Here is a 24,432-nt window from a genome sequence, read left to right as displayed (position 1 = left end):
ATAAAATCAAACACTTCCGACGTGTGGCTACTCGTTACGACAAGTTAGCCAAGTCATTTTTGTCGTTTGTATATGTAGCTGCCATCTTCAAATTGTCTCAGTAATGAGTTTTCAGACACGTCCTAGTAATGAACGTTATAATAAACGCAAGGATGAATGAGAAAGAACAACAGGAAAACCGGTAAAGCCTTATGTAAAGGTGCCGGTTTTTTTGCATGTTAAGGGGGAAAAGGGGCGAATAGGCAGCGCATCAATTATTTTTTTAAACAGGCATTCATGTCTATTATGTTTTAGTCGTTTTTTGTCGATTAATGTCTTATTACAAAGGGTGGAGTTGAGCATATGACCGTATTTCGGAAGCTGTCTTTAACATTTAAATTTATTGCTGTGGTCGGATTAGTGATTGCTTTGGTGCTGGGGTCCATATTGCTCGCAAATTTGCAGCAGCTAAGGTCAACGAGCATAAGCAAAGGTGAGCTTGAGGCCGAGAAGGCTGGCATGGAATACGCAACAACGATTGGAACCAAGATGACTGAGCTTGAAGCAACTTTACAGACGTTGTCATCTCTCCTGGTGGAGACAAGAAAATCAAATAACCTTTCGCGGGAGGATACCATTACAATTATGAGCCGAATGCTGCAGGAGCGGCCGGATGTATTCGGTTTTTATACGCTATGGGAGCCGGGTGCATTCGATGGCAATGATCAGGCAAACCGAAGCAAGGCCTCATATGACGATGCATCTGGCAGATTCGTTCCCTACCTTATTCATGATGGTAAAAATGTGGCGGCCGAGCCGTTGAAGGACTATGAAACGCCGGGAGCCGGCGATTACTATTTAATTCCAAAGGCGAGCAAGAAGCTTTCTTATATTGAACCGTACACCTATGAGGCGGCTGGTGTGCAAACGGAATTAATGTCGATCGTCTACCCGATCTTGGATGCCAAGGGTGATTTTCTCGGCATCGTTGGTATCGATCTCTCGCTTACACAGCTTCAGGAGGAAGCTGCGCAGTATAAACCACTTGATGGTTATGTCGCTCTGGTTACAGCCAAAGGTGTTTACGCTGCCAATCCGAATAATCCAGCATCAATTTTGCAGGCATATGGAGATAGTCCCGATAAGCAGCAATTATGGGAGCAAGTAAACAGTGGGAAGAGGGATAAAGCCTACACAATGAATTCCGAGGGTCTCAATGTACTCCGCGTGTTCGAGCCAATTCAAATGCCGGGCAGCGAGCAGGTATGGTTTACGCAGACGGCGGTTTCAAAAGATGTTATTTTGGAGGAGTACAACAAAGCTAAATTTACCGCTATCTTGACTGCGGCTGCTGCGATGCTGGTCTTGGCTGGCGTTATGGCATTCCTTATATGGAGCATGGTCATAAAACCGCTCCGAATGCTGTCCGGCAAGCTCCAGCTAATGTCGCAAGGTGATTTAACACAGCAGCTTCAGATTCGGACAGGCGATGAGTTTGGCGTCATGGGCGGACATTTTAACGAAATGACTTCTAAGCTTCGCGGGATGTTCCGGCTCGTTTCCGACTTATCCATGGCGGTAGGTGCTACCTCCGAACAGTTAACCGCTAGTGCGGAGCAGACCGGCAAAGCGTCCGAGACGATTGCAGTGTCGATCGGGCATGTGGCCGAAGGTGCGCAAAGCCAGCATGGTTATGCGTCGGAAGCGTCGCAGGCGATGGGGGAGATGACGATAGGCGTTCAGCGTATTGCAGATTCTTCAGCGTTGGTCTCATCATCCGCGGAGGATGTGGCACAGCAGACAAAAGCCGGCAGCGCGCAGCTTCAAGCTGCCATTCATCTGATGGATGAGCTGCAAAGATCGGTAGCAGAAACGGGAAGCGCGATCGACCGTTTAGGTCAACGGTCGGACCAGATCGGCGGCATGATTGATATTATTTCGGGCATAAGCACGCAAACGAATCTGCTTGCTTTGAATGCAGCGATTGAAGCCTCAAGAGTAGGGGAGCATGGCAGAGGATTTGCCGTTGTAGCCGCAGAAATCCGCAAGCTGGCCGAGCAGACTAAAAAAGCTGCCGAGCAGGTAACCGGCTTGGTCGAGGATGTACGAGGGGATACGCATAAGGCTGCACTAACGATGGCGGCAGGCAATGAGAAGGTGCAGCAGGGCGTGAAGAGCGTGGCCGATAGCGGGCAATTGTTCGCTTCGATTCTGACTGAAATGTCACAGGTCAATGATCAAATTCAAGAGGTATCCGCGGCGGCGCAGCAAATGACGGCCAGCACGGAACAAATTTCAGCGAGCGTTGTACAGCTTGCCGACCTGGCATCGGATGCTTCCTCGGAATCGCAAAGCGTTGCCGCAGCATCGGAGGAGCAGCTTGCCTCCATGGAGGAAATCTCAGCTTCAGCAGAAGCATTGAGCAACATGGTTCAGGAGCTGCTTGAGAAACTGGATCAATTTAAAATATAGCGAACGGCAAGAAGGCATGTTGCTCAGCGGAGGTAGGGGCTGAGTAACATGCTTTTTTTGGATGAGGAAAATATAGTTCTGCACATGTGGATAACTTGTGTGTCGTTTTGGGGATAAGTGGATACTTTTGTTCATAGTTTAGGTGAAGGCCTGAGTTCTGGAGCTTTGTGCACAGGGGTCATATAATGAGGAATTGTTTACGTACTTTCATGCACACAGGCATGCGTTTACTCTAGGCTCTTAACTTTAGAACTGATGGCCTCAGTCACTGCTGCTTCCTCAATAATAAGCATATGTTGTGTTTCGTGTAGGGAGCCGGTTTTGGCGATGATTAGCTTGCCTACTCTTTCAAACGAATTAATTTGCGAGTGTAGTGAAGTGTCATCCACCAAATTAGGAAATACAGTGTTCGTCGGCACAGGTTCGTACCCGGCGAAGACCACTTCGTCAGATCGCTCCATTTGACTTGGATCAAACAAGAAAAACCGATCATTCATATTTTGCGTAACGGCCAGGCCGTTGTTCAAATAGAGCATTTCATAGCCCGGATTCATATCGGATTCCTCTTCGTCTTGGTCTTCTTCGAGTTGCTTCTGCTCCATGGACAACTCCAATGCAGGATAAGAAAAACAAGCAAACAAACGCATGTCGTTCTCTAACGTGAACAAGGTTGTGCCGTCAGGATGCCATGCTGGCGAAATATAGCATCCATTTGGAAACATTTCTTTGATGCAGAGCTGGTTCTCCTGAATCGACAGTTCGTATACGGAGACGCCATCCTGACCTGCCGCAAGCTCAAGCGTTACAGAGTCCGAAGCAGGTATATCCATCATTCGCAGAGCACTGTCATATAAGGGATCTTCCATTTCGTGCGTATGTACCAGAGTGCCATATTCGCTAAGGTAAACTGATATTCGAAGACGATTCTCATCAAGCTTCTGAGCTGTCCAAATCAGGCTTCCCTCACGCGAGAACAATACACATTCGAAACTCCCAACCTTACTCCATAACAGTTGACCGGAAAAATCTCCTAGGCCAAGTGAACCGTCCTCCATGATAAAGGCAGCGCGCTCCATAAACGGATGAAACGATAGGGTGTTGAATTGAAGCTTTGCTTGGTTGGGAATACTTCCTGCTTTATGATGCGTCAAGCTCTCATCAAGGCGGTATACTCTATATTCCATGTCATACAAATAAACGGCAGGTGCCTCATTGTTTCTCGCACAAAAGCCATAAGAGCCTAAGATCGTTTTCGCGGGAGTCAATCGTAGCATCATTGTATTCCTCCAGATCGTTGGTTGGTTTTTCCCTCGTGTGGATCAGTAGTATTTAGTCTCTCAATTTTAGCATAGTCTCGACAAAAGCCTCCATGTATAAGTGTTTTGAAAGTAATTCAGCGAAGTTTGAAACGTCTATCCGAATGGAGCGTACCACTTTATGATATACAAATTCATAGACTTATGAATTGAGGAGATGAGAGATGTTCGCAACCCAAAATTCGATCCGTAACGAATCTTTGCTTCACATTCTGGAGTTAAGACATAAGGTGATTACAGGGAACCTTGCGAATACTGAGACGCCGGGATACAAAGTGAAAAGCGTCGCCTTCGAGGAAGAATTGGAGAAGATGATTACGGAGGGGAACGGAGAAAATGTACAGCTCAACCGGACGAACGAGCGACATCTTCCGCAAACCTTCGGGTCGGGGGTCATTCCCTATAAAATAGTTGAACACAGCGACACGACCATGAATAACAATCGGAATAATGTCGACGTTGACAAAGAGATGGCCAATCTGGCCCAAAACCAACTTGAATACAATTATATGATTGATCGCGTTAGTGGTCACTACAGTAAATACATGAAGATGTTTGCCGATCTGAAATAGACCAGACTGTGAGCCGGGCGCTAGCAGGGAAGATGGACGCTAGTGCCAGGCTTATTTATGTATTTTGCTGTTTATCCTAACACGGAATAATAACGTTAGCTGTTCCTGGACAACGGTGGGAAATAGAGTTTTTTGCAGATGGTACGGTTGAGATTGAGAAATTTATCAACGATGGAGATATTTATGATGCTGGAGAGTTGGAGTTTCTATTCAAAGACTTCAGTGATTAATTAAGAAAAATTTTGAACATTCGGAGTGTATTTCTTTGATGCAGATCTTGTTCTCTTGGATCGACAGTTCGTATACGGAGACGTCATCCTGATCTGCCGCAAGCTCAAGCGTTACAGAGTCCATTAGCGAGGCATTCGATCCCCAGTGGAATGAATTTCTTATTAGATTATTTTGCTAATGGAAAAGAACTGTTGAATAAAGACAGGGGCGCTAGGTTTTGAGGAGGTAATGGTGGTTTAGATTCATCATTCTTATTTTGTATAATACTGTTGTATAATGTGATTTTTCATATTGAGCTTTACGAATAAAAACATACAGGTGAAACGATGAATCAAATACAAGCCATTTGTATATTTCTATTTTGTTTTAGTCTTCTATTTGGATTAGGATTAACTATTAACTATTAACTTTAGAAGTAATAAAAAAATCTCTAATAGAATATTTGTTAGCACCATAGCCGTTTGCTTCCTACTCTCTGCTATTATATTTATTTCTTTCAAACAAATGAAAAAGCACGGTATTCAGGATATGATTCATTCACGGAATGGAGTGATTATTTCTGTAAATAAAATCAAAGACAAGCAAACTCCATTCAGTTCTGAGGTTGAAAAGGATAATTCCGTTTATGAGATTCAATATCGAATTGGAAATAAATATCATACAGCATGGCATCGTTCCGTCGATGTAGGAACGAACATGGAAGAAAGCATGGATGGTAAAGTCAGATTTTATAAAGAGAAATGGATCTTTAATGAGTAATTATAGCGGAACCTGAAAGGAGCAGTGTGCTAAGGCAGCTGCTCTTTTTCACATTAGGCGAATGGTTAGTAGAGCATAGTAAAAGAAGTATTTATTTACTTCATTTGGCTTATTTCTTTCACACAATTTTTGATCGCATCGATAACGAGTTTTGGTTCTGAGAATTGAGGGAAATGTCCGCTCTTTTCAGCGTTAATATGTTTGCTGTTACTGGACATAGAGAGCAGTTCCAACTGATGTTCTATACGCTTTTTACGAACTTCCTCAGGCATCATACAATTTTCTTTTCCGCCTGTATTCACATTTTTGATAGGTTTTTAGTGAGTACGAGTTTCGTTAGTTGATAAAAATGACAAACGATTCTAGAGTACAGCTATATGCGCAAACGTTATCATTTTATTGATTTTAGATGAATAAGGATGTATAGATAGGTCTTTTTTAGAGAAAAACAATTGACAACGCTTTATTTAGAGGATTAATATGAGCTTAGGCAAACGCTTTCATTGGTTTCTTTCCGTAAATTGAGAGTATGGAAGGAACAGTAGAGAGAAGTTTGTATTTATTTCATGTTTTGTGCAAACGATTGCACAATTTGTGAGTGATCATTTTCATGAAGGGCAGGAGGTGTCGCAGCCGGAAAGTTAACGGAGCACTCATGGCTTTTTTGGGTTAAACAAGGTTCGAAAAATGAGGGAGGGTTCATTCGAATGAGCTTGGTTTTCAAACAAAAGAGGCTGCTGTCGATGCTGCTGATTGCAGTCATGCTTTGGTCAGTGATCGGCATTTATCCAATTCAAGCGAGTGCAGAAACGCTGCCGCGGGCGGTGCTCGTAGGGGATTTGCAGTCTGAGCTCGGCCATACGGGAGACTGGGACCCGGCAGCCGAAGCGACTGAAATGGACAGCTTGGGCAATGGATATTATAGCTTAACGGGCATTTTGCCCGCTGGCACTTATGAATATAAAATCGCTATCGACGGAGCGTGGGCGGAGAGCTACGGTTTTGCCAGCTACACCAACCCAAGTGGCGTAGATAGCGGCGGCAACATTAAGCTGGTGCTAACGGAAGAGACGGAAATTACCTTTTATTACAATCACATCACGCATAAAATTGCTGACTCCACGTATTACACTCCAATCGCTGCAGATAAGCTCCCGCGCATAGTGGGCAGCCTGCAAACCGCTATCGGCGATCCAGGCAACTGGCAGCCGGAGGCGGCGCTCTCGATTCTTGACGACCAAGATTTTGACAACGTATACACGATTACGAAAAAAGTGCCTCAAGGGACCTATGAATATAAGCTGGCGCTTGGCTCTAATTGGGATGAGGCATATCCTGCGCAAAATCTAGTTTTGGCGCTGCCTGAGGAGCTTCCCGTTACGTTCCAATACCATGCGGGCAATCATGAAGTGAAGGCGACGTTCACCGTACCCGTCGATCCTAATGCCGATCCGATCCCTGCGAATCATCTACGCGTGCATTACAGCAGGGCCGATGGCTTATATGAGCAGTATGGGCTTTGGCTTTGGGATCACGTGGCTTCCCCATCCGCCAACTGGCCAAGCGGAGCAACCGTGTTCCCAGCCGGAAAGGCAGATGCCTATGGTGCCTATGTAGATATTCCACTAGCGGCAGTGGCCACGAAAATCGGTTTTCTAATTGTTAATCGTACGGATGGCTCCAAGGATGGGGGAGACAAAGCGATTACGCTTGCTCCGCCGGAAAAGAATGAAATTTGGATTCAGCAAGGCTTGGATAAAGTTTATGATTATGAGCCGGTTGAGCTTCCCGAGAATACGGTCCGTATTCATTATGTTCGAGCCGACCAGAACCAAAGCGCTTACGGCTTATGGCTGTGGGATCAGGTAGCCGTTCCATCGGAAGGATGGCCAGCGGGAGCGGCGGCATTCGAGGCAGGCAACGTAGACCGATACGGCGGTTATACCGATATTCAGCTACAGCCGAATGCGCAGAAAATAAGCTTTCTAGTCGTTAACCGAACTTCTGGCGACAAGGACGGCGGCGACCGTACCTTCAGCCTTCTGGACCGCTATGACCAGCTTTGGATCAGAGAAGGGGACAATACGGTTTATGTTTCACCTTATTGGGAGATGCCGACAGGACTCGTATTCGCGGAAATTTTATCGGAAAGTAAGCTGCTCCTTTCCTTTACAATGACGGACGGGCTTGCTGCGGCTGAATTGAAGTCCGCGATCTCCATCACGGACAAGAACGGCGCATCCGTTGCGGTCAAGCAAGTGACGCTGAATGCGGATAAGAAAACAGCTCTGGTAGAGGTAGATATTCAGCTGGAGCAAGCCCCTTTGCAGGTGACTTACCAGGGCAAAACCGTCTCCGCCGCTACCGGCTGGAGAATGCTGGACGAAGTCTATGCCTACGAGGGCGACGATCTTGGAGCGACTTACGCCGACGGCCAGGCTGTTTTGAAGCTCTGGGCGCCAACAGCAAGCTCTGTAGTAGTCAATGTTTATGATAAAAACGACGCTACCCAGCTTGTCGGCAGCAAGTCGCTGGCCAACGGCAGCCAAGGCGTATGGTCCGCGGCACTAGCGCCAGAAGACTTGAGTGCGGCTGGGGTGAGCGATGTGAAAGGTTATTTTTATCAATACGAGGTTACTAATGACGGCGTCACAAAGCAGGTGCTTGACCCTTATGCCAAGTCGATGGCGGAATTCAGGGTAAACACGAAGGGGGAGGCTGGCCCTGACGGGGATATGGTCGGGAAAGCGGCAATTGTGGATCTGAGCCAAACCGATCCTGCGGCGGATTTTGATTTTGCCCAGATTGACGGCTATGAGAAAAGAGAGGATGCAATCATTTGGGAGGCCCATATTCGGGATTTCACCTCTGATCCTTCGATCGCTAGCGATTTGAATGCGAGATGGGGCTCCTACAGCGCCTTCAAGGATAAGCTCGATTATATTAAATCGCTTGGTGTGACGCATGTTCAGCTGCTTCCGGTCATGGCTTGGTACTATGGCGATGAAGCGGCTATGGGCGTGAGGGAAACGGAATATTCTGCGCTGGATAATGAATACAACTGGGGGTATGATCCGCACAGCTATTTCTCACCGGATGGCGCCTATTCGGAAAATGCATCAGATCCAGAGCTTAGAGTCAAGGAACTGAAGGATTTGGTTGATGCCATCCATGAGGCGGGCATGGGCGTCGTACTCGACGTGGTGTACACCCATATGGCCAAAGCGAGCTTTCTGAACGATATCGTACCGAACTATTATGCGTTCCAGGATGCCAACGGCAATAATATTGGCGGCTTCGGCAACAACCTCGCGACCTCGCACAAAATGGCGGAGAAGCTGATGGTGGATTCCGTTAAATATTGGTTCGAGGAATACAAGATCGACGGCATGCGCTGGGATATGATGGGCGATGCTACTTACAATTCCGTCCAAAACGCCTATGATGCGGCAGCGAGCATTAATCCAAACGCGCTGTTTATCGGCGAAGGCTGGAAAACGTTCGGAGGAGCAGCGGCCGATCCGTCCTTGGAGGGCAAAGGAGCTGACCAAGCCTGGATGGACAAAACCGATAACGTGGGCGTGTTCTCCGACGAAATCCGCAATGAATTGAAGTCCGGCTACGGCTCGGAAGGCGAGCCAAGATTTATTACAGGCGGGGCAAGGAGCATCGCTACGATTCTGGATAACATCAAGGCACAGCCTGGCAATACGCCTGCGGACGATCCGGGCGATATGGTCCAGTATATTGAGGCTCATGATAATTTGCCTTTATACGATGTGATCGCTCAATCCATTAAGAAGGACCCGTCGATCGCGGCGAATGATTTGGAAATCCATAAGCGTGTACGGCTGGGCAACTTGCTCATCCTTACCTCGCAGGGCACGGCTTTCCTTCATGCCGGGCAGGAATATGGCAGAACGAAGCAGTGGCTAGGCGCAGGAGTGCCAGAGCAGAAGTATCATGAGCTGGCAGATGAAGACGGGAATCCGTTCGGATATTTTATCCACGATTCCTATGATTCTTCGGATGCGATCAACAAGTTTGACTGGCAGAAGGCGGCAGACGAGGTGCAATATCCGGTCAACCACATCACCAAAGAATATACGGCGGGGCTGATCGCGCTTCGGAAGCATACGGACGCCTTCCGGCTGGGCGACAAGGATCTGGTCGATTCCAACGTGACGCTGATTCCTTCCGTAGATATCAAAGCAAATGATCTGGTCATCGGCTACAAAAATAAAGCAACCGACGGCTCCGGCAACTACTACGTATTTGTTAATGCGGACAGCAAACCAAGAACGCTCGCATTGTCGGAGGATTTAACCGCCGGCACGGTACTTGTGGACAATGATGAGGCGGGATTGGGAGCGGTGACTGTTCCATCCGGATTCGAACTGGCCGCAAGCTCGATCACGCTTGAGCCGCTAAGTGCAGTGATTATTAAGCTGGATGCAGCTGCTCCAACGCTTACCAGCCTTGAGCTGGACAGCGCAAGCTATACGCTGCAGGTTGGAAGCACGCATCAAACAGCCGTTTTTGCAAAATACAGCGACGGCAGCAAGCGCAAAGTCACAGGCATGGCAGCTTATTCTACAGATCATCCTGATGTGATTGCTGTATCTTCTAGCGGCGTAGTAACTGCTAGCGGCGCTGGAGCTGCTACGGTTACGGTCACTTATCAAGGGGCAACAGCAAGTGCGGCTGTGTCCGTAACGACGGAATCAACAAAGCGGTATGTTCAATTGAATTATATCCGTCCGGACAAAAACTACACGGTTTGGAATCTCTGGATTTGGAATACGGGCGTCAAGAATGACCAAATCAACTTTGATAAGGTTGAAAATGGCGTCGCTACCGTGATGCTGGAAATTTCGCCGGATACAACGAGTGTCGGCTTCGTGCTCCGCAAGGGCACGGACTGGAACACGGCGAAGCAGGATATTCCGGATGACCGGGTCATTCTGATCGCTCCGGGGGCTGCCTTTACCAAGGTGAATATTACGAGCATGGTTAGCCAGCTTGATATTTTGCCCGTGGTCAACGGTCCTGTGCTGAAGGATGGGACGCTGACCTTCCTCTACCGAGATGATGTTTTGTTCCGCGAGGGACGGCTTGGCGATATTACGGTTATGAAGGTCAAGGTGAACGGCATGTCTTACGATATGGTGTACGATGCTGCCAAGGAGTGGTTTGCTTATACGCTTCATGATATTGAAGGGGGCGTATACGAGTATACCTTCCTGGTCACGAAGAAGAACGCGGAAGCTGTTGAAATGACTGATCCGAAAAACACAACGGACGGCAAATCGGCGGTAACGTACCGGAAGCCATCGGTCACAATGAGCGCAGCCGCTAGCCCAGCTTCTATCTCCTACAACGAGAGCGCTGTGTTGACGATTGAAGCGGCTGCTTCGGAGGAGATTGCTTATGCGGAAGGGTATATGGACCTTACGGCTTTGGGCGGGCCGGCCAAGGCCGCCTTTGATACCGGGCTGATGGCCCAAACCATTGGTGTGAAGGATTCTATAACCGCAGGAGTAAAGGAAATCCCGATTACGCTAGTTGATGAGTACGGCAATAAGCATACACATAAAGGCTCGATAACGGTAAAAGCGAGGACGTATGCGGGCAAGCTGGATTTTGACTGGGATGAGGCCCGCATTTATTTTGCGCTGACCGATCGGTTTGCGGATGGTGATTCCTCCAATAACGCGGATGTGGATAAGAGCCATTTGGAAGCTTACCATGGCGGCGATTTCAGAGGGATGATCGACAAACTAGACTACCTGGAGGAGCTTGGCATCAATACGCTTTGGATCACGCCAATCGTTGACAACATTGATTTCAATAAGGGCGTTGATTTCAACAGCAAGCAATATGGCTACCATGGATATTGGGCGAAAGATTTCACCAAGCTCGACGAGCACCTTGGGGATATGGATACGTTCAAGGAGCTGATCAACAAAGCCCATGACAAAGGCATTAAGATTATGGTCGATGTCGTGCTGAACCATACGGGCTATGGTTTGAAGCCCGAAGAGAATCGCCCAGGCATTACGGCTGAGGATAAAGCGCGCTTCGATGGCATGCTGAGAACGAATGGCGTTCAGGCCAGCACCAATCCGATCGAAGGAGAACTGGACCATCTGCCGGATTTCAAGACGGAAGACCCGGCCGTGCGCGAGAAAATCATAGAATGGCAAGCAGGCTGGCTGGAGCGGGCCAGAACGGAGCGAGGGGATACGATTGATTTCTTCCGCGTCGATACGGTGAAGCATGTGGAGAGCACGACATGGAAAGCGTTCAAGAACGCGCTGACCACAATCGATCCCGGCTTTAAGCTGATTGGGGAGTACTATGGAGCTACGATCGACGGTGACGGAGGCATGCTTCGCAGCGGTCAAATGGATAGCTTGCTCGATTTCAGCTTTAATGACAGAGCGCGAGATTTCGTCAACGGCGCGATTGATGCGGTTGATGCTTATTTGGCTGATCGCGAGGCGAAGCTGGATAACGGAGCAACGATGGGTCAATTTTTGAGCAGCCATGACGAGGATGGTTTCCTCTCCCACTTTGTGGATGGGGACAAAGGAAAGTTAAAAATTGCAGCGGCTCTGCAAATAACGGCGAAAGGCCAGCCGGTCATCTATTACGGGGAAGAGCTGGGACGATCCGGTGCGAATGCACGCGATATGAGTGCGGGACTATTTAGCGAAAACCGTGCAGATATGCCGTGGGATCAGCTCGAAGCCGAGCAAGCGCTGCATGACCATTATCAGAAGCTGCTCAGCATTAGAGCGAAGTTCTCGAAGGTGTATGCGAAGGGAGCGCGCACGAAGCTGGCGGGCTCGGATGAGCTCGGGTATCTGGCTTTCAACAAACAGTATGAGGGCGATAATGTAGTTACGATTATTAATACTTCTACGGCTAGCAAGCTGGTGACACTGACCGTTCCGTTCCCGGTTGGAGCGGAAGCCAGGGATGAATATAGCGGCAAGCTTTACACGGTGGCGGCATCAGGCGAGCTTACCGTCGAAGTGCCGGGAAGAAACGAAGGCGGTACGGTTATTTTGAGTGCGGTCGCAGCCGTTCAGCCTACGCCATCGCCGACAACAGAGCCGACGGCAACGCCAGAAGTGACACCGTCGCCAACGACAGTGCCAACGTCATCGCCAGAAGTGACACCGTCGCCAACGACAGTGCCGACGTCATCGCCGGAAGCGACACCGTCGCCAACGACAGTGCCGACGTCATCACCGGAAGTGACGCCGTCGGCAACGACAGGGCCAACGTCATCGCCGGAAGCGACACCGTCGCCAACATCGCCGACAACAACCCCAGGCACGCTGCCAACGCCGAATGGCTCCGGAACTACGCAGCAGCCGACGGACGCTCAGGTGGTTGAGGAAAGCACGCTGAAGAGCGGTAAGGATGGCAAAGTAACGGTGCAGGTGGCAGACGGAAAAAGGGCTGTTCTACTGCCGCTCCACGCAGCGACCATGCTTGCAAGCAACGCATTGGCATTAGAGGCAAACAGTGTGACGATTACACTGTCTAACGAAGTGCTGGCTGAGCTTCAAGCTTTGGCAGCTGGAAACGAAGCGAACGATGCCCGTATATTACTAGAATTCAAACCGCTTACGGCTGCTGAGACTAATGAGCTGATGGAACGTTTAGGAACGGACTATATAATGGTAGATGCAGCCTCCGAGATTTACGATTTCCATTTGAGCCTTTGGACCAAAGACGGGAAAGTGGTTAAGGTTACGAAGTTCGCTTCGCCGATTACGCTCACCTTTAAGCTGCATGCCGATGCAGACAAAGACAAAGTGGGTATCTATTTTATGGGTGAGAATGGAAAGCTGGAATATCACGGTGGATTGCTGAGTGGCAGTACCATCAGCGCAGAGGTAAACCATTTTAGCAGCTATGCCGCGCTTGCCTATGAGCGATCCTTTGCTGACGTACCAACTAGCCACTGGGCTTCTGCAGCAATTAAGTCATTGGCAGCTAAGCATATCGTGACGGGCCTCAACGACACGCAATTTGCACCGCAAGCGCAAGTGACGCGCGCAGAATTTGTGGCAATGCTGGTTCGTGCCTTGGGTGCTAAAGCAGAGGGCAAAGCGAACTTCTCCGATGTCGATGCGGATCACTGGTATTCCTCATACGTAGCTACGGCAAGTAAGCTGGGCCTTGTGAAAGGACGCAGCGGCAGCAGTTTTGCGCCAAACGACACGATTACCCGCGAAGAGATGGTCGTTATGGTTATGCGCGCTTATGAGGTAAGCAAAGGTAAGGAGAATGTTACTGCTGCTAATGATGCTGGTTATGCGGATAGCAGCCAAATTAGCCATTGGGCAATTGCCTCGATTGCTCGCGCTTCCGAGCTTGAGCTGGTGCAGGGCATAGACGGAGGTTCCTTTATGCCGAAGGGCAAGCTGACGCGCGCCGAGAGTGCCCAGGTTATTTATAACCTGCTAAGTAAGTAGACGAAAACACAACGGATTCAGATTGAAAAATTAGCAGTCTTGTGTCTTTTAGACGTTGACTTGAATCCCTCATGGATCAGCCTCCTAAACCGCTCTGAAAGTGGTTTGGGAGGTTTTTTTAATACATATACGCTGCAACTCGGATTTGGCAAGAGCATAAGGTAAACAGAGCATGTATAATGATGGTGGGAGGAGGATTACTTATGAACAGACAAGACACAAACAAACTTCCGTTCCGCGATCTTTTTTACGTTATGCAGGAAATACAGTACTTGGTTTCTGCAGCAGGAGAGCAGATGAAGGTTGCGGCAGGAGTCGAGCCGATGCTTCTTATTGTAGTTACAGGAAACGGTTTGCTTCAATTGGAGCGGGGGCAGCAGCTTTTGGCTCAGCATATGATTCTATCCATTCCTCCAAAGGAGCTTGCATGGATTACAAATGACGGACAGTCAGCCCTAGGCTGCTATGTTATCACATATAAAGTTTATCAAACGGAGAAGAATAACTATCATCAGGCACAACTAACAATCAATGAATCAATTTTACTAGCAGGTAGTAACTCTGTGCTGGAAGCTACGCATTCGATTCATGACATGGTTAAGTCGCTTTACCGCTCCGTGAGCATAGGTGATGAGCAGGAGGCGATTGCGAATCATTTTCTTTTTCAGAAGCTGATTTTTGCATTAACTGAACAGAAGCGGTTCCAAAAAGAGAGCAAAAACCCGCGGCTCGCTGTCAAACGCACGCTGCAATATATGGAGCGTCATCTCGATGAAGCGATATCTATCGAAGGTCTAGCAAATTTGGCAAATGTCAGCAGGCGTTGGTACACGGTTCTTTTCAAGGAAATGACGGGTGAGAACCCTCACGATTATTTAATTGGTTTGCGAATAAGGAAAGCAAAGGATTTGCTCAACCTATCAGAAGACAGCTTCCATACGATCGCACGTCGAGTTGGCTTTGAGGACGAGCATTATTTCAGCAGGCGCTTTAAGCAGAAGGTAGGTTTGTCTCCACGTTATTATTTGCAGCAGCGGAGACATTTCGGCACACGGGTTACGTATCCGGAATTGATGCATGTGCTCGGGGTTACACCGATTGCAGCTCCTACTCCCCATCAGGAATTTCCTTATTATTTGCAAGCTTCCTTCCGCGAAGTGGAAAAGCTTCATTGCGATAAAACATTAAGCCTGGATAAGGTCAGATTATCAAAGCCTGATTTCATCGTCGCTTCTGAGTGGCAAGATCAAGCGATTTACGAGGAGCTTAGCGGTATTGCAACTACGGTGCTTTTGCCTAATCGAGAAGATTGGCGTGATGAGCTGAGAGATATGGCTGAAATATTGGGTAAGCGATCAGAGGCGAATCGAGTGATTGAGCGTTTTGCGGACAAGCTGGACAAGGCAAGGGAAAGTTTGTATTTTGCGGTAAAAGATGAGACGGTTGTCTATGTGCGCCTGACCTCTGAGGGAGCAGTCGTGTTTGGCGAGAAATCATCCAGAGGGCGCATTCTGTATACAGAGCTTGGCCTAAAGCCGCCAAGCGTATCCGCTTTGAATCAAGAAGGCATCGTCTTACCGTTTGACCGACTCTGCGAGCTCAAAGCCGACCATATTATTTTACAAGCAGATGATATGAAGCTACGGGGAATACCGAAGGGGGAGTCGTTGCTTATGGGCAGGGAAAGCCGGATTTATCAGGTGGGCAACGAAGAGTGGTATAACTTTTCATTCTCGCCGCTGTCCACCCACTTTGCTGTTGATGAAATCATTAAGATATTTGATTCTAGAAAAGCATAATATTCCTAATTCCTAATACACTCTTTATTCCCATTCCTCCATGTTTTGTTTCCAATGTTCCATGTACAATATAAGGCTACCGTCTATAATGAGAATGAGAATTATTATTAACAGAAGATAGCGAGAGGGATGGGAAGATGAGTAAAGGTAAAATAGGTGGCGTATGGTTCATAGCGCTTGTTCTGTTGTTGATGACGGCATGTGGATCGAACAAAGCAAACGAAGTGAAAAATGAATCTACGCCGGCTGCAGAACCAGAAAAGTTAAGAGTTGTGGCTACTTCGGTTACGTATCCGGATTTTTTGTATGTGCTTGGCGTTACGCCGGTTGCGGCTGAAAATTATCATGCAGAGTTTCCAAGTTATTTTAATGATACCTTCAAAGATGTAGCTAAGCTGGGCAATGGTGAAAATTTGGAGGGTTTGCTTGCATCGGAGCCGGATCTGATCATTGCACCTAAATGGCGGGATGAGAAGGTATATGATCAATACTCCAAAATTGCAAAAACCGTGCTAATGCCAGACCGCGATAATTGGCGCGACGAGTTGCGGGATATTGCGGAGGTGCTGGATAAAGCAAAAGAAGCCGATCAGGTCATTCAGGAATATGAGGCGCATATTCAAGAAGCTAAGGCCGAACTGCAAGCGATTGTCGGGGATGAAACATTCGTATATATGCGAGTTATGCAGTCGGAAAGCTTTATTATGGGGGAAATCTCCGCTAGAGGGAAAGTCATTCATGGCGAGCTTGGTCTTAAAACGGTTGCCGCCTACCCGAAAGAGGAAGGCAGCCTATCGATTTCATTGGAAACGTTGACGGAGTTCGATTCCGATCATATTATTCTCCAAGTGGATGGCGGAGAAGATAAGGCGAGTGCACAAAAAATATATGACGATATGAAATCGAACCCGGTCTGGCTTGGTTTAAAGGCTGTAAAAGCCAATCAAGTCTATGTAGTAGGGGATAAAGAGTGGATGAACTTCGGCTACTCGTCGGTTGCTACGATCAGGGCGGTAGATGAAATTGTTGCTGCTATTAAGCAAAATGAAAAGTAAGCCTCAGGAGGTTAGCTCACTTGCATAACGGAATCGAGCGGACGATTCGGGATCGCAGAACGATTAGGTCTTTTTCGGATAAGGAAATATCGGAGGAAACGCTCATTCGACTGCTCAATGCAGCAGTATGGGCACCCTTTCATTCCCGTGCAGAGCCTTGGCGTTTTATAGTGTATATGAAGGACGGACGACAGGCATTTGCTGATGCGGTTTTGTCCACCTATACACAGGAGGAACTGGAGCGGTATGGAGAGGGTGCTCGCTATGAATATGAGCAGGAGACACCTGTCCACATCATTGTCGTTATTCGAGAGGACAAGCATCCAGGCAAGATGGAAGATGCTCTATTGGCCGCTGCTTCGTTGATTCAAAACTTGCAGCTGCTGGCTTGGGAATGGGGAATGGGTGTTGTGTGGAAGACGCATGAGTACAACCGCGAGGATGCTTTTAAACAAAAAGCAGGCATTATGGCTAACGAGAAAATAGTGGGAACGCTCCATCTGGGCTATTTCACTCCGGATAAGGTACCTAAGGCCAAGCTTAGAAAGCAGGCTGAACAGCTAGTTACCTGGCACCGGGGATAGGGGTAGCGTTATGTGATAGACAGAAAAAAGGGAGAAAGAGCAGAAATCTGCTTTTTCCTCCCTTTTTATTATTCTTTTCCATTGCGAATGAACAGCCAAACGCCGAACAAAATCAATACGCCTGCGGCTAGCTGGTAGGCTGTTAGTGCTTCCTTCAAAAGCGCCCATGCAAGCAAAGAGGCGATTACAGGTTCGCCGAGTACGGACATCGATACCGCAGCTGCGCTCATATGCTTAAGCAGCCAGTTGAACAGGTAATGGCCAAATAGCGTTGGCACAATCGCGAGTAGCAGGAAAATGCCCCATTCCTTTGGGCTATAGCCCGTGAAGGAATTGCCGCGAACAATATTGTAGAAGGCAAGCGCCGTTGCTGCCAGTAAGAAAACCCAGAAGTTATAAGCAAATGCGCTCATGTCGTTGCGCAGCTGCTTGCCAATCAGCATGTGCACGGCAACCGCCGCCGCGCCTAGCAAAGAGAGGATATCTCCAAGCAGCGCGTCACCGGAGAGGGAAAAGTCGCCAGAGGCGATGATGACGGAGCCAATTAAGGCGATACCCATTCCGCAAAGCATCATTCGGTTAGCTTTTGTGCGGAAGACCCAATAGGAGCCAAGCATGACCATCACAGGTTCGAGCGTTAGAATGACAGTGGAGCTGGCAACGGTAGTTAGCCGCAGCGAAGCCATCCACAGCAGAAAATGAAGTGCGAGCATAATGCCTGAGGCCGACAGCAAACGCCACTGCCGAGCGGTAAGCCGGAATAGCTCCGCCCGATATTTCCAAACGAGCGGAAGCATAAGCAGATTGGTCAAATACAAACGGTACATCGCAATGACAGCAACGTCGGCTTCCGACCAGCGGACGAATATAGAAGAAAAAGAAATGGCAATAATACCGATAATATAAAGAAACTCATAGGTTGCGATCGACTTGGTGCTGCGTTCCATAGTTGCTGTTTCTCCCATACTTATAAAACCCCTGAATCCATCTGCCGCAATTATTGCAGTTATTCATTTCAAATTGAAATATTTAAATTGCGTAATCATCTTAATTTCAATCCAAACAGCCGATAGAACCTTGCTTAACCAGCTTGTCCAGCTTGTCCCGCTTGCCCAGCCGAAGGATTCGCCGCTTTCTCCAGCTCGGCATCGAAATACTGCTGAAGCTCCGCTACTTTCCTTACGTCCTCGAAGGAAGCTTTGCCCGCGAGGTAACGCTCGGCGAATACTTCCCATTGGGGCACGATTTTTTGCGAGGTCATCGACCGAATCGCGTTTTTGACCATCCGGCGTTCTTTGGCATTCGTGTACATGTCTTTGTATTGCTGCTTAAGAGAGAAGTCCAGCTCGCCAAAAATTTTGCGAAGCACTTCCGAGGTCATGCGCGCATCATCTAGAGCGCGGTGGGCCGAGCCCTCCGCCGTAATCTCAAGATCGATGAGAGCGGCTTCGACGCTGACGTCGTTCGTCACGTTCTTAAAGCGGATATATCCCTTTAGCAAGTCGAAATAATCAGCGGCCATCCAGAAGCTGTCATCAAGCTTATGCATCCGGGTATCGAACACAATGCGCTTCAGGTCTTCTCCGCCCCAGGTGAACAGAAGGAAGCTGTCGCTTTTGTTCAGCCAAGCGGTAAAATCCCGAATCACCTTCGGAAAGCGGCTTGCCGAGTCGATGTCTTCCTGCGGAATACCGGTTTTTTTCTTGATAAAGCTGTTCAGCTTGGAAAAATAAACGGGCCGGATTAAAGCGGAAAATTCATCCGTTTGCTCCAAAGAGCTATTTAAACGAACCGCACCGATCTCAATCACTTCCATGGGCAATTCGCTTGCAAACTTACGTCCATTAAATTCAATATCCAATACGATATAGTCCAAAATCTTAACCTCCGATAGATAATAGCCTGTGTTCTCCATTCTATCAGAAAAACTTATCCAGATGGAAACTACAATATGGTAGAACGCCTTTATGGCTGTATTTTTTTCGATTTCATGGTATAAGTAACGATGGTTCCGAACAAAATGACCAAGACGGCTGGAAGCAGCCACAGTCCAAGGCCAGCGGACTTTCCCTCAGCATTTTGAATGATCGACCACTGCATGTAGCCAAACAAAACGACAAGCTCAAACTTGATCCAGCTGAGCATAGCTAGGGAGATTTGGTAGTGGTAGGCCGCATTTTGCTCAGTGATGGTCGTCATGTAGTTGAATTGATGAGGAATTTTGCGTAATAGGGAGAGCCCGATATAAAGGACGAGCGACATTGCCGGGCCAAATAGCAGAAAGGCTTTGCTGCCCCAGTTATCGGGCTCGCCGGCGGCATTGAAGTGAATCGCAATCGTTTGGGGAAGCGAGCTCCACCGTGCAGCCGTATAGGCGACCGAAAAAATAAGAATAAGGATAGCTAGGCTATCATGCACGTTTTCCAGTGCAGTTCTGTTCATTTTTAGCTTAGGTAATGGAGTTATCATAGCAGCACCGCCGTTTCGTTAGTTATAGGTATCCAATTAATTATACCGTACTCTTCCTCCTTTGAAAGATGAATTTTACATTTAATTTCCATAAGGTGCTCCTCTTCTACAGCCTTACATTTTGAAAAAGCCTCCAGCATAGGCCACTAAGGGCCAAACTGGAGGCTTTGCTGTGCCAACTGCGTAATCATTCCATGCTAAGAGCGTTTCGTACGACGGGAGTTTAACCAAAGCGGGATGCGGAAGATCAAATTGATGAGCAGCACGACGAAGACGAGCACGGCCGCTGCTTTTTGCGCGATTTCCTGAGCATCGCCGACGATGGCTTCAGACTGCACGTACCAGAGATGAACGGCAAGCGTGGCGCCAGGCGAGAAGAGGCTGAAATCCCACATTTCGCCGGATGTCGTTACGCCGGCCGTTAGAATAATAACGGCGCTCTCGCCGAATGCCCGGCCTGCAACGAGGCAGATGCCGGTAATGATGCCGTTTAGGGCAGCCGGGATAAGCGCGCGCGTAATCGTTTGAAGATGGGTGCCTCCGAGCGCGAAGGAAGCGCTCTTTAGCTCCTTCGGAACGGATCGGATCGACTCCTCGGTTACACGGGTTAGAACCGGCAGGTTAAGGAAAGCAAGGCTGACCGCACCGCCAAGAATGGTTAAACCGATCTCGAAGTATTCGACGAACAGCGCAATACCGAATAAACCGAAGATAATGGACGGAACGGAAGCGAGACCTTCGACGCATATGCGAACGAAGCCAATTAGCTTATTGTCCGGAGCGAATTCCGCCAGATAAATGCCTGCCGCCATGCCAAGCGGAATGGAAATCAGCAAGGAAATGAACAGGATGTAGAAGGAGTTAAGCAGCGTTGGCCCAATGCCGCCGCCCTCATCGATCTCGCTCGGCAAGCCAAACAGGAAATCCCAAGTAAGCTTCGGCATTCCATCCTGCAAAATCAGATACAACAGACCGAAGATGAACGCGATAATCAGTATGCCCAGGGTCCAGACGACGCCAGTGAAAGCACGGTCCTTTACCCGGTTAAGGCCTTGTTTGCCGCTAAACGGATTCGCCAAGGGGTTTGTAGGAATGACTTGTTTCATGCTTGAATCCCCTTTCTTTGCAGCCAGCGAATGGCGACAATCATGATTAATGAAATGACAAGCAGCAGGAAGCCCATAAGATAAAGAGCATAGTTCCACGTTGAATCAAAAGGAACGTTTGAAATTTGCATAACGATGTTGCTGGTAAGGACAGAGGTCGGCTTGAGCAGGCTGTCGGCCAACTGCGGCGTATTGCCGATAACCATAACGACGGCCATCGTCTCGCCGACCGCACGCGCCATGCCGAGAATGACCGCGTACATGATGCCGCTTTTGGCTGATGGCAGCAGTACCCGCCATACCGTTTGGAAGCGGGTAGCGCCGAGTGCGTAGGAAGCATCACTGAATTTGGCAGGAACGGCGCTGATGGCGTCATCACTGATCCGGCTTACCGTAGGCAGAACCATAATGGTAAGCACAAGCGCCGCTGCAAGCAGGCCGTCGCCCATGCCGCTGCCCGTTACATTCCGGATCAAAGGAATAAGCACGGTTAGGCCAAGGTAGCCATAAACGACGGAAGGGATGCCGACGAGCAGGTCAAGCACGGGACGAAGCATGTTTTTCAGCCAAGAAGGCACGAACACAGACAGGAATACAGCAATGATTAAGGAGATGGGCACACAAATCAGCAGCGTAAGGGCTGTTAAGGCGAAGGTACCAAAGATGAAGATAAGCGCGCCATACTGCTCATTCTCCGGATTCCATTCGGTGGAGAAGAAGAAATCGGCAAATGAAATTTGACCAAATGTCAAAACGCCAGTACGGAACATCAACAGCAGAATCAGAAAGAGAATTAGGCAAACAAAGCCAGCGGCAGCGATGCAAAGGTAACGAAAGAGGCGGTTGGTGAAAAACAGTCGTGACCGCCGATCAAACGGTTTGCTGCTGCCAGTCAATATAGCGCTGCCCAGCTCGGCTGCCTGCCGATTCTGACGCACGGGAGGGGTGGATTCCAACATAAATCATAGGCTCCTCTAAACGAATACGGTTCGTGGCTGTCTCCAGGCTGCCGATCCCGATTCGCGATCAAATAGGTTTGGGGGTAAGCACTAACTTATCATGCAATTTAAGGAAAGAACGGCCGGCTTAGGCGCTCATATGCGCAAGCCGACCGCTCCTGTAAATCAAAACTATTTGATTGCCGAGATCGGAATGAATTTAAGCTTTTTGAGCGATCCGTTTTGGAATTTCGTGCTTTGCACGTATTTGATGAATTCCTTTGTAGCGCCAGTTGGCTCGCCTTTGGTCATGTAGTACCCGTAGCCCCACACTTTGTATTTACCGTTAATGACGTTAGCTTCAGTAGGAGCGATATCATTAATTTTTACAGCAGTCATTTTGTCCGTTACATAAGCAAGGTCCATGTAACCGATGGCGTTAGGTGTTGTTTCGATTGCGGATTTCATGTCACCGCTTGTTTTTACTTCTTTGTAGTTGTCGCCTTTGGACATGAAATCTGTACCGTCAAGCGCCTTGTCTTGGAAGTTAACGCGTGTGCCTGATCCGAAAGTACGGTTCACGACGATGATGTCTGCATCTTTGCCGCCAACTTCTTTCCAGTTTTTGATTTTGCCGGAGAAGATGCCTTGCAGATCTTTAGTCGTCAAGTTTGTTGCAGTTACGTTTTTGTTTACAACAGCTGCGAATGGAATGATGGCTACTTTATGAGCGACTTGGCCTTCGAATTTTTTAAAGCCTGGAACATCCTTTGTTGCATCCCAGTCTACAGCTCCGATATCGGCGATGCCTTTGCGCACAGCTTGCGGTCCTGTAATGGAACCGGCAGCAGATGCAGAAATTTTAACCTTTGGATTCAGCTTCTTGAATTCGTTTGACGCTTGAAGCGTCAAAGGAAGTAAGGCAGATGAGCCGTTGATAACGATTTTGCCGCTAAGCTTGCTTGCAGCAGTAGCTACGGGAGTGGAAGCAGGGACAGAACTGAAGCCTACAACGGCGATAAGCGCCGCGATTGTTAATTGTTTAAACCATTTCATTAGGAATGACCTCCGTTAATTAGTTTGTGATGTTTTTCCATTTGCCTTGGGAAGATACGACCAATTGACCGTCAATGAGTGCAGCGATATCGCCATTGCTTGAGATCAGCAGCTCAGATGCACTATCCGAAACGGTCTGAACGAGCTTGCTTGTGCCAGACGCGCTGTCGATTTCATAAATTGCGTTTGTGCTGTTGCCATCAGCTGTTAGAAGATACAATTTGCTGCCGCCTTGAACCAGTTGGTAAACGTCTTTGTCTGCGAACGAAGGCGTGCTTGCTTTGCCAGCATTATCAACAGTAACCAACTGTCCAACGCTTGCTTCATCAGCGCTTACGCTTATGTAGCTGACTTTGGAGCCGTCTGCGGACAGTTTAAGAAAGACTTTATCTGCAGCGTCTTTCGTAAGCTGAACTGGCTTGTTGTCTGCTGCGGCTGTGTTGTAGTAGTAGATTTGCGGCTCCGTGCCAGTTGCGTCGATAGCCACGTCATCAAGCTCAACGTCCTTGTTGCTGTCGGCTGTTACTTTCGGTTGCTTGAACACGTAGAAAGCAACCTGCTTGCCGTCTGCGGACACTTCAAGGTTTCCTTTGTAATCCACTTTGTCTTCCAGCACTTTAGTGACGCTGCCATCTGCTAGGGAAACCTTTGCGATGACAGAGCTTTTGTCGCCTTGCAGGAAGAAGAGGGAAGAGCCGTCTTTTGAGTATTGCAGCTCGTTTTTGATAGAGCTATCTGTACTTACTTGCTTCGTTTGCTTCGTGCTGAGCTCGATGGTGAATACTGCGCCGTTCGCATCGGAGTAAGCTACGCTTTTGCCATCTGGAGAAAGGACAAGCTCAGACGTGTCAGAGGATGCCAGCAGCAGCTCGTATTTTCCAGTTGCCGCATCTACCAGAAAGTCCTCGCGTCCTTCGCCAGCAGAGTTGGAAACGATCAGTTGGGAAGAGTTTGCCCAAATGGCATGCTCGGCACCGTCAAGCAGTTCTACCACGCTGATGGTATTGTTTTCATAAGTACCGCCAAGTGCTTGAACGAAAGCCGCTGGCTCGATGAAGGTTGCATAGGCAACTTCCTTGGCTGGGTGCTGAAGAGCGGTCGCTGTACCATTTACCGTAAGGGTTTTGGAAGCTACTTTCAGCTTCAAAGTGTTGTCGCGGAATTTTACAACAACCGTATGGTCACTGTTAATGTGAAGAGTAGCGCCAATGGCATTAGTGATGTCGCGAACGGAAGCGAGTGTGACGCCGCCGTCTACAATCGTGCGAATGGAAACCGGATTTGCATTAACAAAAAAGTTCGATTGGTTGATTTGTACAGCTTGTTTGCTAGCTGCTGTTTGTGCGAATACCGGAGTCACGGCTGAAGCGCTGATTGCTGCGGCGATCATAGAGATTACCATTGCTTTTTTCATTTGCATGGAATGGAGTCACCTTTCTCAAATGGGTATTTTTTTTATAAACCGAATGTCCGACGGCCTTGGTCGGTATGTATGCTTGGCTTAATCCCTCCCAGGCAGTGTTAGTTCGGAACGTTTCATCGGTGAGTCGTTCATTTCTACTAGATCATAACAGCGATTTATTATCCCATTATTTAGAAAT

The 24,432-nt window shown here is 48.3% G+C and carries 15 protein-coding genes; 7 read left to right on the top strand and 8 right to left on the bottom strand.

What is annotated here, in order from left to right:
• Window positions 1-342 precede the first annotated feature (342 nt).
• Window positions 343-2,451 carry a methyl-accepting chemotaxis protein gene (locus E0496_RS34425; protein ID WP_141506410.1) on the top strand — a complete coding sequence of 703 codons (2,109 nt, stop codon included), beginning with the start codon at window positions 343-345 and terminating at the stop codon, window positions 2,449-2,451.
• Window positions 2,452-2,678: 227 nt separating this feature from the next.
• Here the strand turns inward: E0496_RS34425 and E0496_RS34420 are convergent, their stop codons facing one another.
• Window positions 2,679-3,728, bottom strand: a complete 1,050-nt coding sequence (locus E0496_RS34420) for a hypothetical protein (protein WP_141506409.1) — start codon at window positions 3,726-3,728, stop codon at window positions 2,679-2,681.
• 203 nt (window positions 3,729-3,931) lie between these two features.
• Here E0496_RS34420 and flgB point away from each other — a divergent pair, with 203 nt between their 5' ends.
• From flgB to E0496_RS34390, 6 genes are all read left to right on the top strand, one after another.
• A complete protein-coding gene (flgB, locus tag E0496_RS34415; protein ID WP_141506408.1) occupies window positions 3,932-4,339 on the top strand; it encodes a flagellar basal body rod protein FlgB in 408 nt (135 codons plus the stop codon).
• A gap of 735 nt (window positions 4,340-5,074) precedes the next feature.
• Complete coding sequence (locus E0496_RS36340; RefSeq protein ID WP_206669940.1) at window positions 5,075-5,329, top strand: hypothetical protein; 255 nt, start codon at window positions 5,075-5,077, stop codon at window positions 5,327-5,329.
• 707 nt (window positions 5,330-6,036) lie between these two features.
• Window positions 6,037-13,824 (top strand): pullulanase, encoded by a 7,788-nt coding sequence (locus E0496_RS34405; RefSeq protein WP_141506407.1) that lies wholly within the window; start codon window positions 6,037-6,039, stop codon window positions 13,822-13,824.
• Window positions 13,825-14,027: 203 nt separating this feature from the next.
• Window positions 14,028-15,623, top strand: coding sequence for an AraC family transcriptional regulator (locus E0496_RS34400; protein ID WP_161601673.1), 1,596 nt, complete (start codon window positions 14,028-14,030; stop codon window positions 15,621-15,623).
• A gap of 137 nt (window positions 15,624-15,760) precedes the next feature.
• A complete protein-coding gene (locus E0496_RS34395) occupies window positions 15,761-16,678 on the top strand; it encodes an iron-siderophore ABC transporter substrate-binding protein (RefSeq protein ID WP_141506405.1) in 918 nt (305 codons plus the stop codon).
• A gap of 20 nt (window positions 16,679-16,698) precedes the next feature.
• Window positions 16,699-17,262, top strand: coding sequence for a nitroreductase family protein (locus tag E0496_RS34390; protein WP_141506404.1), 564 nt, complete (start codon window positions 16,699-16,701; stop codon window positions 17,260-17,262).
• A 68-nt stretch (window positions 17,263-17,330) separates the two neighbouring features.
• Here E0496_RS34390 and E0496_RS34385 read toward each other — a convergent pair whose 3' ends face one another.
• The 7 genes from E0496_RS34385 to E0496_RS34355 all read right to left on the bottom strand — a co-directional run bounded on the left by E0496_RS34385 (window position 17,331) and on the right by E0496_RS34355 (window position 24,251).
• Window positions 17,331-18,227, bottom strand: coding sequence for a DMT family transporter (locus E0496_RS34385; RefSeq protein WP_241675089.1), 897 nt, complete (start codon window positions 18,225-18,227; stop codon window positions 17,331-17,333).
• Window positions 18,228-18,343: 116 nt separating this feature from the next.
• Window positions 18,344-19,138, bottom strand: coding sequence for a 3'-5' exonuclease (locus tag E0496_RS34380; protein WP_141506403.1), 795 nt, complete (start codon window positions 19,136-19,138; stop codon window positions 18,344-18,346).
• Between the two features lie 89 nt (window positions 19,139-19,227).
• A complete protein-coding gene (locus E0496_RS34375; protein ID WP_206669939.1) occupies window positions 19,228-19,704 on the bottom strand; it encodes a DUF1648 domain-containing protein in 477 nt (158 codons plus the stop codon).
• A 224-nt stretch (window positions 19,705-19,928) separates the two neighbouring features.
• Window positions 19,929-20,837, bottom strand: a complete 909-nt coding sequence (gene pstA / locus E0496_RS34370; protein WP_141506401.1) for a phosphate ABC transporter permease PstA — start codon at window positions 20,835-20,837, stop codon at window positions 19,929-19,931.
• On the bottom strand, window positions 20,834-21,796 hold the full coding sequence (gene pstC, locus E0496_RS34365) for a phosphate ABC transporter permease subunit PstC (RefSeq protein WP_141506400.1): 963 nt from the start codon (window positions 21,794-21,796) through the stop codon (window positions 20,834-20,836). The genes pstA and pstC overlap by 4 nt, the downstream gene beginning before the upstream one ends.
• 171 nt (window positions 21,797-21,967) lie before the next feature.
• On the bottom strand, window positions 21,968-22,831 hold the full coding sequence (locus E0496_RS34360; protein ID WP_141506399.1) for a phosphate ABC transporter substrate-binding protein: 864 nt from the start codon (window positions 22,829-22,831) through the stop codon (window positions 21,968-21,970).
• Window positions 22,832-22,850: 19 nt separating this feature from the next.
• Window positions 22,851-24,251 carry a stalk domain-containing protein gene (locus tag E0496_RS34355; RefSeq protein ID WP_141506398.1) on the bottom strand — a complete coding sequence of 467 codons (1,401 nt, stop codon included), beginning with the start codon at window positions 24,249-24,251 and terminating at the stop codon, window positions 22,851-22,853.
• Between the last annotated feature and the right edge of the window lie 181 nt (window positions 24,252-24,432).

The organism is Paenibacillus luteus (assembly GCF_006542765.1).
GTDB classification, from domain to species: domain Bacteria; phylum Bacillota; class Bacilli; order Paenibacillales; family Paenibacillaceae; genus Pristimantibacillus; species Pristimantibacillus luteus.
This window is presented reverse-complemented; position numbering and strand designations above follow the sequence as displayed.